Source organism: Marinobacter fonticola (assembly GCF_008122265.1).
Taxonomy (GTDB): Bacteria; Pseudomonadota; Gammaproteobacteria; order Pseudomonadales; family Oleiphilaceae; genus Marinobacter_A; species Marinobacter_A fonticola.
Genome location: NZ_CP043042.1, coordinates 1,324,976 through 1,336,689 on the forward strand (window position 1 = coordinate 1,324,976; position 11,714 = coordinate 1,336,689).

An 11,714-nucleotide genomic window follows, 5' to 3' on the forward strand; every position below is an offset into this window, starting at 1 on the left:
ACCCGGAACCCCGGTATAACCACAAAAAAGGGAGTCGATAACAATGACAAAGCATCAAGCGCTTCAGGCAGGCACGGTTGCCGCCTCGTTGCTGTTGGTCGCGAGCCTGGCCGGCTGCCGCGGCAGTTCCGATAGCTCCGATAGCGACGGAGGTACGGCATCGCAGTTTCCTGAGGGTGCCCCAGGCGGACAACCTGACACAGAATGCCAAGGAAGCCTTTATCAACGCCGAATCCGGCGCGGTGATCGTTTTTCCGGAAGGCCGCTTCGACATGGCCGACACCTTGACGTTCGATGCCGATTCCGACGGGGACGGCACGCCGGTTAACAACATCACCCTGATGGGTTACGGCAAGGAGAAAACGATTCTGGACTTCTCCGATTCCGCCGGCGGCGACGGCATCTTTGTCCAGAACGGGAAAAACATCACGATTAAGGATATCGGTGTCTACGAGGCGGCCAACAACGCGATCAAGCTGAAAGATACCGACGGTATCCATATCAAGTCGGTGGCGACGGTGTGGGAAGGTGAGCTGGATGAAGGCAACGGCGCCTACGGCCTTTATCCCGTCGAGTGCCAGAACGTCCTGATCGAGGACTCCTACGTGCGCGGTTCGGCGGATGCGGGTGTCTATGTCGGCCAATCCAGCAATATTGTCGTGCGCCGTAATGAGGCCGTGGAGAACGTGGCCGGCATTGAGATTGAGAATTCCACCCATGCCGATGTCTACGACAACGTCGCTACCGGCAATACCGGCGGTATTCTGGTGTTCGATCTGCCTATCGGCAACGGGCTTTACGGCTCGACGGTGCGCGTCTTCGACAATGACGTGACCGACAACAACACCACCAACTTTGCCAACGCGAGCGCCAATCCGGCGGGTGTACACATCGTGCCGCCGGGTACCGGTGTGATCGTGCTTTCCACCAGCGACGTGGAGATCTACGACAACACGATCACTGGCCATAACACCACATCTGTGGCGATCAGCTCCTTCTATCTTGCGGACGAAAATCTCGGTTACTCGAATCCCACCTACCAGCCCGTTATCGACGATGGCTGGAAAGCGGTGCCCCGTAATATCCACGTGCATGACAACGCTATTTCCGACTCCGGAGCGGCGCCGGAGGGCGCGTTTATCGAGGATATCATCAGCGCCTATGTGGCCAACTACGGTGCCTTCCCGGCGGTACTCTACGACGGCTTGGGCGAATTAGTTGCCAATGCCGGGATTGATGCTTCGACCACGGGCGCCCCTTTCGGCCCCGAGGATAGGGTGTGTGCCGAGAATAACGGCGATACGAGTTACGGCCAGGTCTACGGTACCGATCCCGCCGATAGCGGTAACTTCGACGGCAGCATGATGCCGCAGGCTCGCCTGTTCTTCGAGGTGAGCCAAAGCGACCTACTGAGCTGCTCGACGCCTCTGGCGCGCCTGCCCGCATCGTCCGCCACCATTAACGGCACGGCATACGGCTGCGGTTCCAGCGAGTCTGGAGATCCCAGCGCTTCGTCCTGCCTGCTCTGAACCATCCCTGTAGCAACGCTGTCTCCGCCCCTGTCTGGGGCGGGGCTCATCGAGGAGTGGAGCGACATGTTCCTGACGATGTCTTACCGAAATGTGCTGGGCGGATTAGTGTGCAGTCTGGCTCTCGTGGCCTGCGGTGGCGGTGGGAGTTCTGGCACTGACGACACCGCGGAGCCGGCAAGTCCGGGAAAGGAAAGCGGTGTTTGCGGCGAACAGGTCGGCGCCGTTAACCAAGCGGCGTTAAATACCGCGGATTGCAAGTTCCTGAGCAGCTACCGCCTGTTTGCCGACAGTGGCGATCCCACGGCAAAGGCTAACGGCACAGGCACGCCCTATGACCTGACGACGCCGCTTTTTACCGATTACTCGAGTAAGTACCGTTTTGTCTTCGTACCGGAGGGAACCCAGGCAACCTACGTCAGTCGGGAGGCCTTCGATTTTCCCGTCGGCACGGTGATCACAAAGACCTTTTCGATCCCTGCGGATACCGCTTTTCGCGGCCCGCAAAACGAAAGCATGATCGAAACCCGCCTGATGATTCATCGCGAGAGCGGCTGGGTGGCCTTGCCGTACATCTGGAATGACGATTTCACGGATGCCGAACTACGGGTGGCCGGCGGCACGGTGAATGTAACCACTATCCACAATGGCCAACAAATCGATCTGGCCTACCAGGTACCCGACAAGAATCAGTGTAAACAGTGCCACCAGTACAGCGATGGCAGCACCACGGGTATCGAGCCTATCGGTCCCAAGGCGCGCTTGCTCAATCGCGACTTCGATTATCCGTCCGGAGCGGGCAATCAGCTTGAGCACTGGCAGAGAGCGGGGATTCTCGCTGGCGTGCCTGCCGATGTGCATAGCATCGAGACGATTCCCGCGTACAGCGACGCCGATGCGACACTGCTATCGGGCCAATCCGATGCAGGCTTGATGGCCTTGGCCAAAGGGTATTTGGACGTCAACTGTGCCCATTGCCATCGCCCGGAAGGCGGCGCCAGCAACACCGGCCTGCACCTGGAATACTGGCGTGACTACGAAACCGACCCGCGCAAGCATGGCGTATGCAAGAAGCCTGTGGCCTATGGTGGAGGCAGTCTGAGCTACGATGTCGTTCCCGGCGACGCAGCGAACTCGATTCTGCATTTCCGCATGGCGAGCAACCAGCCGGGGGACAAAATGCCGGAGATCGGCCGGACAATCGTGCATGACGAGGGTCTGGCGCTAATCGAAGCCTGGATCGACAGTCTGGACGCTACGACCTGCTCATCCTGACGTTGTGTGGGGGGCGCCTGTCGATAAGGCGCCCCAAATACAACGCATAGCCAGTCCTCGCCGAAGGGCTGTTCCTTGTGCTGTGGCCAGACGTCATCTGGCCCGATGGCGCAAGCCGTACTATTATTCCCCGAAGTTTCCCTCTCAATACAGTTCAACGAATTGGCAGGAAGACGTCGCCATCGTTCTGTCATCGGGCCAGGCTATTTTCTGGAGCTGATTTTTAACATAAGGACTTGTCATGCAACGTTTGACGCGACGTGAATTCTTACGTATCTCGGCTCTCACGGCCGGTACGGTAGCCATTTCTACAGGCCTGTCAGGTTGTTTTTCTTCGGATTCGGATTCCGACTCCGATAACGATCGTGCCGTCGGTTTTCAGCATGGTGTGGCTAGCGGCGACCCCTTACAGAATAGGGTACTACTATGGACCCGAATAACACCCGACGACGATGACAGCTCCGATATACCCGTGGGCTGGGAAGTGGCGACCGATGCCGAGTTCAGTAATCTGGTGCACTCGGGCGACACTATGGCCCGCGCCGCCAACGATTACACCGTAAAGGTGGACGTATTGGATTTGCAGGCAGGCCAAACGTATTACTACCGCTTTAAGTCTGAAGGCGACACCGTCTCGCCCGCCGGTCTCACACGGACCTTGCCGGAGGGCGCGGTATCGCAGGTGCGGTTAGCCGTGCTGTCCTGCTCCAACTACCCCGCGGGATACTTCAATGTCTACGCCGCCGCTGCACAGGAAGCGGAGCTGGATGCGGTCGTCCATCTCGGCGACTACATCTATGAATACGAACAGGGCGGCTATGCGTCGGGCGATGCCGAAGCCCTGGGTCGTACGTTGCCGGCCGATAACGATACCGAACTGCTGACGCTGACCGACTATCGCAAACGCTACGCGCTCTACCACACCGATACCGACCTGCAGGCCCTGCACGCGGCTGCGCCGTTCATTGCCGTTTGGGACGACCACGAAGTGGCCAACGACGCCTGGGAGGACGGTGCCGAAAATCATACGCCAGGCGAAGAGGGTGATTTTACCGCTCGCAAAACGGCTGCCCTGCAGGCTTATTTCGAGTGGATGCCGGTGCGTCCCGCCAGCGAAGACGACCAGCAAACGATCTACCGCAGCTTCCAGTTCGGCAATCTGGTCAGTCTCTATATGCTGGATACGCGGATTATCGGACGCGATGAACAGCTCAGCTACGCCAACTACCTGACTGGCGACCCGGAGAATCCCATCAACGCCGCCCAGTTCGAGGAGGACGTGACCAATCCCAACCGCACACTGCTGGGCGCGGAACAATTGGCCTGGCTGCAGAACCAGATGGCGACTTCGACGGCCACTTGGCAAGTGCTGGGCCAGCAGGTGCTCATGGGCCGGATGACATTGCCGGCGGAGTTACTGCTCAGTATCCAAAACCCTGATCCTGAGGTGTTGTTGCCCCTCTTTGAGGAGCTTGCGACGATCAAGGCCCGCATGTTGGCGAACGATCCGACTTTAACACCCGAAGAGCGAGCTCGCTTAGACGCCGAGTTGCCCTATAACCTCGATGCCTGGGACGGCTATTACCACGAGCGGGAAGTGGTGCTAGCCTCCGTGCGCGAGCTCGACAAAAACCTGGTGGTACTGGCAGGGGATACCCATAATGCTTGGGGCAACGATCTCAAGGACATGGCCGGCAATGCCGTCGGCGTGGAGTTCGCCACCGCATCTGTCACATCGCCAGGGTTGGAGGACTATCTGGGGTTGCCGGAGGACGCGGTTCCCGGGGCCGAAGAAGCCCTCCAGACGCTAATCGATGATCTGCAATACACCAACATTAACCAGCGCGGCTATCTGTTGATCACGTTGACGCTCAATGAAGCCCGAGCCGACTGGCGCTACGTCGATACCATTAAGGCTACCAGTTACAGTCTGGACGCATCCCGCCGGATGTCATTGAAGACGACGCCTGCAACACGTCAGATTCAGGCGGTGTCTTAATGCACTGTTCGGCCCTGACCTCTGTCGCGAACCCTATTGCATTTCCAGAGGATACCTATGCAACTCGTCATCGGTAACAAGAATTACTCTTCCTGGTCGCTTCGACCCTGGTTACTGATGTCCGCTTCGGGCCTGGCGTTCGAAGAGATTCAGGAATCCCTGCACAAGGACGATATTACGCGGCGTTTGGGGCAGTATTCGCCGACCTGCCGTGTTCCCGTGCTGATCGATGATGGCGTGACCGTTTGGGATTCTCTCGCCATTTGTGAGTACGTGTCTGAAACATACCTCGATGGCCAAGGTTGGCCATCCGACCGTTGGGCCCGGGCACAGGCCCGGGCCGTATGCACGGAAATGCATTCGGGCTTTTCCGCTCTGCGCAAGGAAATGCCCATGAACTGCCGCGCGCGCCGGCGGATCGAACTGAGCGACGCTGCGAAAGCCGACATTGCCCGTATTGACGCCATCTGGACCGAGTACAGCTCCCGCTATAGCGAGCACGGGCCCTGGCTGTTCGGCTCGTTCTCGATTGCCGATTGCTTCTTCGCGCCGGTGGCGTTTCGCTTCCTGACCTATGATGTCGAGCTATCCGATAGCGCCCGGCAATACGCTGAACGGCTGCGCGATCACGGCAGCATGCAGCATTGGCTGTCGGCCGCCAGAGACGAAAAAGAAGTCGTGGCGGAAGACGAGGTGGGTGTTGAGGCCTAATGATCGAGCTCGTGCACTGAAGCTCAGGGACATTCGATGTCCCGGGCCTTGGCGAATTGCTCGCTGATCGCGGCCTTCATGCGCTCGGGGTTCACGTATTCCGGCGGTAACGGTGCAAGCAGGTAAATAGCGTCGCCTTTTTCCAGATCGGCTTGGTCGAAACCGGGCGCGCGGGGATTGTCGACCACGACCGGGCTCAATACGCGAACCTGGATATCCGGCGCTCGGGCTTTTAGCGCTGCGACAGTCCCCAGGCGGTTTTCGCTGTGGAAAGTGCCGGTCAGGTGCAGTACCTGATGTTCTGGGTGAGCGTCGAGGGCCTCTAAAATGCGGCTGGCCATGGTGTTGTCCCGCAACACTTGGGCCTTGTAGCGGTTTTCTAGCTGGTTGGAGGCGTTGGTGCTGTGTCCGCCCAGGGCGCCGAAGAAGCGCTCCCGGTAAGCCGGATCGCTATAGAATGGATCTTCCGGCAGCAACTCCCGTGTTTCCGGAGCGAACGCCCCCAGAGCCTCTTCGCCTTGACGCCCAACGCAGCGCACCACCGTGGCGGGGGCGTTGGCGGCAATGACCGGCACACCCATAGCGGCGGAAAAAGCCACCAGGGGCCGGTAAGACGCACGGTAATTATCCCAGGCTTGCGCATCCTCGATCATTTCCGCTTCGCCCAACTCGCCAGCCAGGTAGCGATCCAGTTGCGGCTGATAATCCATGTTGAATTGCTCCAGCGACAGGATCTGTTGCGGACGGTGCGGGTAGAGGGCCACCTGCATCCGGGCCTGGAGCAGGTGGGCGCCGTTATGCCCATGGAGCTCGCCGATGATCACGACATCGACATTCTGCCAGCGCTCCGCCAGAGCTTCGGCAGTGATGTATTGACCTGTGTCCGTGTCGATCAGGTGGGTATTGAGCAGCGAATGCAGAGGTGGTAGCGACCGGGTTGGCGCCGGCTCAACTGTACTGACCGTCGAGCAGCCGGCTAACAGGAGCATTGAAGTGCCGAAACACACTAAGGAACGGGCAAGCACGTTGGGGACTCCCACAGAGCGAATTCACTTTGGGTTTCAGGAAGCCACTGATTATAGCGGATCGGTGGCGAGCGCTTGACCTTGAAGTGGTTGCAGGGTTTAGAAATGCAGCATTGGGTTTTCGTAGAATTCGAGCTGCTTAGGAGCCGCACGCATGACGCACAGTCATTCTCATCAGAGCCATTCCCACGGGCATCACCATGGCCACTCTCACGGGGTGCCCAACAGCCGCGCATTTGCCATTGGCATCGTGCTCAACGTCATTTTTGTGGTGGTGGAAGCGGTCTATGGCGTGCTGGCGGGTTCCATGGCGCTGCTGGCGGATGCCGGCCATAACCTGAGCGATGTACTGGGGCTGGTTCTGGCCTGGGGCGCGGCTTGGCTGGCGCAGCGGCAGGCGACCAAATGGCGCACCTACGGACTCAAGAAAACCACCATCCTGGCGGCTTTGATCAATGCGCTGGTACTGATGGTGGCCATCGGTGGTATCGCCTGGGAGTCCGTACGTCGCTTTTCCAATCCGGCGGATGTAGCGGGCATGACCGTTATCGTCGTGGCGTTGGTGGGTGTGGTCATCAACGCGGCCACGATGATGCTGTTCATCGGCGGACAGAAAGATGACCTGAACGTGCGCGGCGCCTTCCTGCACATGGCTGCGGATGCTGGCGTGTCATTGGGTGTCGCGGTTGCCGGGGGGCTTATCCTGTGGACCGGTCAGGCGTGGATTGACCCGATAGTGAGCCTGGGCATAGTCATCGTCATTCTGGTGGGCACGTGGGGTTTATTGCGTGAATCCCTCAACCTCAGCCTGGACGCGGTACCGGCGGGCATCGATCCCGATGCAGTGCGCCAGATGTTGATTGACCTGCCAGGGGTCGAAAATGTCCATCACATTCATATCTGGGCGATGAGCACCACCGAAAACGCCCTGACGGCGCATTTGGTCAAACCCGATCCCGAAGCGGACGATGCCCTGCTGGAAACGTTGGAGCGGCGGTTGCGCGAGGAATTTAACATCAGCCATGTGACTGTCCAGTGGGAGCGCGACATGAGCGGTTGTCCGATGCCGGAGCCGTGCTGATCGTTCGCGCGTAGCCGCTTAACCTACCGGGAATTCAGTCTTCGCGTAGCGTACGTGCAACTTGCGCCGCATGGTAAGGATGTAGCCCAGGGTTAGCGGGCCGACCCGGCCAACCACCATCACAACCATGATAATGATCTGTCCCGGAGCGCCGAGTTCGCCGGTGGTACCCCGGGATAGACCCACCGTGCCAAAGGCGGAGACCACCTCGAAAGCCAGGTCGAGGAAACCGGTGCGCATGGTGATCGCGAGCCCGAAAACGCCCAGGAAAATGGTCGCCATAGCGATGGTGGTAATGGCAAGCGCCTTGATAACGGCTTCCTGGGTCAGGGAGCGCTTGAAGAGGGTGGCGTGGAGATTGCCCCGCAAAAAAGAGCGCGTTGCGGCGATAAGGATCACGAATGTCGATAGTTTGATGCCGCTGGACGTGGAATTAGGCGCACCGCCGATAAACATCAGCAGCAAGAACATGACGCAGGTTCCCGACGTCAGCGCGCTGATATCCAGGGTGTTGAAGCCGGCCGTGCGCGGAGTGGTGCTTTGGAACCAAGCGGCCAAAAGTTTATCGCCCCACCCGCCCAATGCGCCCAGGGTATTGGGGTTGCCGTACTCCAGCAGCAGGAAAATCGCGGTTGCCGCCAGGTTAAGAATGACAGTGGTGACCAAAATCAGCTTTGAATAGACCGAAAGGGCCGAAAAACTGCGCTTTTCCACCACCTCCTTGACGACGATATAGCCCAGCCCGCCGACGATAAACAGAGCTGAAACCGTCAGCGTAATGCCCGGGCTGGAGACGTAGCTCATAAGGCTTGAGGAAGACAACGCAAAGCCGGCGTTGTTGAAGGCGGAAATGCTGTAAAACAGCGCGTGGTACAAGCCGTCGCCCCAGCCTTTTTCCGGCACAAAAAAGCCAGCCAGAATCAGCAGTCCGATGGCTTCGCTGATCAGAGCAAAGGCGGCGATGGAGGCGCCCGCCTTGCGGGTGGTCTTGATGGAAATTTCGTTCAGCGCCTCCTGCGCGAACAATTGTTGCTTTAGCCCCAACCGGAAACCCAGAGCCACAGCGGTGAGCACGGCGAAGGTCATTAGCCCCAGGCCGCCGAGCTGGATCAGCGAGAGAATGACCACTTGCCCGAAAACCGTGAACTGGCTGCCCGTATCGACCACCACCAGGCCCGTGACCGTAACGGCGGACGTTGCCGTGAATGCCGCCTCCAGCCAGGTAACGGGTACGTGGGTAGCCCAGGGCGTCTTCAACAGGCAGGTGCCGATGGTGATGAGCACCAGAAAACTCTCGATCAGCAGGCGCGGTGGGCTGGTGCGGCGCGGGCCCGACCGTGAGGAACGAGGGTGCCTGGGGAAAAAGGCAGGTCGCCAGTTACTCATACTCGGTCGGCGAGTTTGCGAAATTCGGTCAGGGTACCGGCAAGGACAATCTGGTCGTCCTTGCGCAAGACAAAGTCGTTCGAAGGATTGATGGTCGTGTCTGAGCCGCGCTTGACCAATAGCAACTTGACTTCGGCCTCGGTTTCGCCGGCCAGATCGGCAAGCGCGGTGCCGTCAAGACTGTCGGTGGCGAAGATCTCGACGATAAACTCGTCGTCACCGAGATCGATGTAGTTATTCACCATCGGGTAGTTGAGTTCCTGCGCGACACGTACACCCATCTCGAACTCGGGGCCGATGATCCGGGTCGCGCCGATTTTGTCGAGAATCCGGTGATGCTGGCTGGTGATTGCCTTGGCCCAGACTTTCTCGATACCCAGGTCCAGCAGTTGCATCGTGGCCAATATGGCGGCTTCGAAGTCCTCGTCGATTGCCACCACGCCGATGTCGTATTGGCTCACGTCGAGTTCCTTGAGGGCATGCTCGTTGGTCACGTCGGCAATGACGGCATGGGTGATCGTCTCCGCCAGGCGGTCGACCCGGCTTTCATCGATATCCACTCCCAGTACGTCATGTCCAAGGCGGGTCAACTCCTTGGCGATGGTTTCACCGAAAACACCTAAACCAATTACAACGACCTGCTGTCGCTCAATCATGGCGCGTCCTTGTTCCTGGGTCTCGCTCGGGTCGAGCAGTGCGGAGTTTGATGTTAGCAAATTCTGAATACGCTTGTTTTAGGATGCGCTTTCGAGACCGAGTCCACTGCTGCCGCCCAGGCCCTCGGCGGTCGAAACTTGATAGACCGTAATGCGTTCGGCTTTTTTGCGCTTGATGGCCGGCGCCGGAGGGGTGCACTGTAGTTACCGATGACGGATGCAATGCCTATTCACTGAACAGGAGGTTATTCATGGCTAAGGTTCTTGTCCTGTACTACTCCTCATACGGTCACATTGAAACCATGGCTAACGCCGTGGCGACCGGTGTTCGCAACGCGAATCTGGAGGCCGATGTCAAACGGGTCCCGGAAACCGTGCCGGAAAATGTGGCTAAGGATGCAGGCTTCAAACTGGATCAAGAAGCGCCCATTGCCCAGGTGGAAGACTTGGCAAACTACGATGCTATCGTGCTGGGAACGCCGACGCGCTTCGGCCGTGTCAGCAGTCAGATGGCAACATTCCTCGATCAGGCCGGCGGACTCTGGGCCAAAGGGGCGATGGTCGGCAAGGTCGGTAGCGCGTTCACCTCCTCCGGCAGTCAGCACGGCGGCCAGGAAACGACGCTATTTTCCATGATTACCAATCTGCTGCACTTCGGCATGATCATCGTCGGCCTACCGTATAGCCACAAAGGACAGATGACCCTGGATGAAATCGTGGGCGGTGCGCCCTATGGCGCAACGACCATTGCGGGTTCCGATGGCGCGCGCCAGCCCAGTGAAATCGAGTTGGAAGGCGCGCGGCATCAGGGCGAGCTTGTTGCACGGACTACTGCACGACTGTTTGACTAAGTCCGCTAAGGAGCTTCTGAAAAGTCCATTCTGCGGCGAATCGCTGTGTTGCGCGGTGCTTGTGGCAAGCCCGGTCAGACATTCGTCTTCGCAGAGATGGCGGAGGAGTTGGTCGTGGAACACTTGAGTTTGTTGGTGGCGAAGTAAAAATGAGGCCTCATCACTGATTACGAAGCTGTCACAGTGATTGCCGGGCGCCCCGGGTCGGCTAAGCTGAACGTATCGAAAGCATCGACATGGAATAGGGGCGTTCGTCATGAGCAAGAAAGCCGGGACCACAGCAACCGGGACAAAAAAAGACCTGTCCAGAGAGCCCATCTTCCGCCTGCCGCCCTATACCGTGCACAACATTTTCGTTGGCCTGTCGGAGATTCAGGACTGGGGCCTGAAACTGCTTAATATTCCGTCGCTGTGGCGCATCTCCGAGGGGGAGGGTGTCAAAGTCGCGATTCTCGACACCGGTGTGTCCCTGAATCATCCGGATCTCACCGGCTCCATCCCGGCGGGCAACTACAAGGACTTCACCAACAGCCCTCACGGTATTGCCGATCAGCAGGGGCATGGCACCCATTGCGCGGGGATTGTCGCCGCGCGCAAAAACAGCCGCGGGGTGGTCGGTGTTGCGCCGAAGGCCGAGCTTCTCATTGGCAAGGTGCTGGGCGACGATGGCTCCGGTACCGGCGAGAATATTGCTGCCGGCGTCAATTGGGCGGTGGAGCAGGGGGCCGACATTATCTCCATGAGTCTTGGTGCACAGATGGATGTCCCGATGATTCACGCACCTATCCGCCTAATGCCTACGTCAAACTCAGCGGCACCTCGATGGCAACGCCCTTCGTCGCTGGTGTCGTGGCGCTCATGCTCTCCAAACACCGCAAGTATGGTGGCGACACGCCTCTCAATACGCAGGCCGATGTGGAGAAACACCTATCCATGATGGCCATCGACCTGGGCGCGCCCGGCTTCGATCCTCAGTTTGGTTGGGGGCTGGTCAATCCGGGTAGCCTATTGGCGGACATGAAGGCGAATGGGAAGGGGCCATGCTAGTGTCCCTTAACAAAAGTTCGTCGCCTGTCAGCGCGGCTGTGCGGCTGCCCGACAAGGCGCGCGAGCGCAGGACTGGCCGTAGCCAATTCAAGTGAGTGCAACGCGGTCGGGCAGCCGCACAGCCGCGCCCGTAGGGAGCCCCGCAGTTCTACCC

General features: G+C 58.9%; 9 protein-coding genes and 2 pseudogenes. 8 read left to right on the forward strand and 3 right to left on the reverse strand.

Translation table 11 applies throughout. From position 1 onward, the window contains the following. Nucleotides 1–176 precede the first annotated feature (176 nt). The 4 genes from FXO11_RS05915 to FXO11_RS05930 all read left to right on the forward strand — a co-directional run bounded on the left by FXO11_RS05915 (nucleotide 177) and on the right by FXO11_RS05930 (nucleotide 5,514). Nucleotides 177–1,529 carry a parallel beta-helix domain-containing protein gene (locus FXO11_RS05915; protein ID WP_227546052.1) on the forward strand — a complete coding sequence of 451 codons (1,353 nt, stop codon included), beginning with the start codon at nucleotides 177–179 and terminating at the stop codon, nucleotides 1,527–1,529. 66 nt (nucleotides 1,530–1,595) lie between these two features. Next, on the forward strand, nucleotides 1,596–2,804 hold the full coding sequence (locus FXO11_RS05920; RefSeq protein ID WP_202980293.1) for an SO2930 family diheme c-type cytochrome: 1,209 nt from the start codon (nucleotides 1,596–1,598) through the stop codon (nucleotides 2,802–2,804). Nucleotides 2,805–3,045: 241 nt separating this feature from the next. Next, nucleotides 3,046–4,803, forward strand: a complete 1,758-nt coding sequence (locus FXO11_RS05925; RefSeq protein ID WP_148862129.1) for an alkaline phosphatase D family protein — start codon at nucleotides 3,046–3,048, stop codon at nucleotides 4,801–4,803. A 57-nt stretch (nucleotides 4,804–4,860) separates the two neighbouring features. Further along, nucleotides 4,861–5,514, forward strand: a complete 654-nt coding sequence (locus tag FXO11_RS05930; protein WP_148862130.1) for a glutathione S-transferase family protein — start codon at nucleotides 4,861–4,863, stop codon at nucleotides 5,512–5,514. 23 nt (nucleotides 5,515–5,537) lie between these two features. Here the strand turns inward: FXO11_RS05930 and FXO11_RS05935 are convergent, their stop codons facing one another. Beyond that, a complete protein-coding gene (locus FXO11_RS05935; protein ID WP_148862131.1) occupies nucleotides 5,538–6,503 on the reverse strand; it encodes a ChaN family lipoprotein in 966 nt (321 codons plus the stop codon). 190 nt (nucleotides 6,504–6,693) lie between these two features. On the opposite strand from FXO11_RS05935, the gene FXO11_RS05940 reads away from it, so the two are divergent. Then, nucleotides 6,694–7,620: a cation diffusion facilitator family transporter gene (locus FXO11_RS05940; protein ID WP_148862132.1), complete on the forward strand. Its 927-nt coding sequence runs from the start codon at nucleotides 6,694–6,696 to the stop codon at nucleotides 7,618–7,620. A gap of 18 nt (nucleotides 7,621–7,638) precedes the next feature. On the opposite strand, the gene FXO11_RS05945 is transcribed toward FXO11_RS05940, so the two are convergent. Next, the gene (locus FXO11_RS05945) at nucleotides 7,639–9,006 is read right to left on the reverse strand and encodes a TrkH family potassium uptake protein (RefSeq protein WP_148862133.1); all 1,368 of its coding nucleotides are present in this window, start codon (nucleotides 9,004–9,006) and stop codon (nucleotides 7,639–7,641) included. Continuing rightward, the gene (locus tag FXO11_RS05950) at nucleotides 9,003–9,662 is read right to left on the reverse strand and encodes a potassium channel family protein (protein WP_148862134.1); all 660 of its coding nucleotides are present in this window, start codon (nucleotides 9,660–9,662) and stop codon (nucleotides 9,003–9,005) included. The genes FXO11_RS05945 and FXO11_RS05950 overlap by 4 nt, the downstream gene beginning before the upstream one ends. A gap of 251 nt (nucleotides 9,663–9,913) precedes the next feature. On the opposite strand from FXO11_RS05950, the gene wrbA reads away from it, so the two are divergent. From wrbA to FXO11_RS20650, 3 genes and pseudogenes are all read left to right on the forward strand, one after another. Continuing rightward, nucleotides 9,914–10,513 (forward strand): NAD(P)H:quinone oxidoreductase, encoded by a 600-nt coding sequence (gene wrbA, locus FXO11_RS05955; RefSeq protein ID WP_148862135.1) that lies wholly within the window; start codon nucleotides 9,914–9,916, stop codon nucleotides 10,511–10,513. 256 nt (nucleotides 10,514–10,769) lie between these two features. Further along, a pseudogene (locus FXO11_RS05960) lies at nucleotides 10,770–11,227 on the forward strand (S8 family serine peptidase); the annotation flags it as partial. Nucleotides 11,228–11,335: 108 nt separating this feature from the next. Further along, nucleotides 11,336–11,440, forward strand: a pseudogene (locus FXO11_RS20650) (S8 family peptidase); the annotation flags it as partial. Nucleotides 11,441–11,714: the final 274 nt, after the last annotated feature.

What these genes read in the sequence shown, in the direction of transcription:
- FXO11_RS05920 (WP_202980293.1), top strand. Translation starts at nt 1,596, where the DNA reads ATGTTCCTGACGATGTCTTACCGAAATGTGCTGGGCGGATTAGTGTGC.
- FXO11_RS05925 (WP_148862129.1), top strand. Translation starts at nt 3,046, where the DNA reads ATGCAACGTTTGACGCGACGTGAATTCTTACGTATCTCGGCTCTCACG.
- FXO11_RS05930 (WP_148862130.1), top strand. Translation starts at nt 4,861, where the DNA reads ATGCAACTCGTCATCGGTAACAAGAATTACTCTTCCTGGTCGCTTCGA.
- FXO11_RS05935 (WP_148862131.1), bottom strand. Translation starts at nt 6,503, where the DNA reads ATGCTCCTGTTAGCCGGCTGCTCGACGGTCAGTACAGTTGAGCCGGCG.
- FXO11_RS05940 (WP_148862132.1), top strand. Translation starts at nt 6,694, where the DNA reads ATGACGCACAGTCATTCTCATCAGAGCCATTCCCACGGGCATCACCAT.
- FXO11_RS05945 (WP_148862133.1), bottom strand. Translation starts at nt 9,006, where the DNA reads ATGAGTAACTGGCGACCTGCCTTTTTCCCCAGGCACCCTCGTTCCTCA.
- FXO11_RS05950 (WP_148862134.1), bottom strand. Translation starts at nt 9,662, where the DNA reads ATGATTGAGCGACAGCAGGTCGTTGTAATTGGTTTAGGTGTTTTCGGT.
- wrbA (WP_148862135.1), top strand. Translation starts at nt 9,914, where the DNA reads ATGGCTAAGGTTCTTGTCCTGTACTACTCCTCATACGGTCACATTGAA.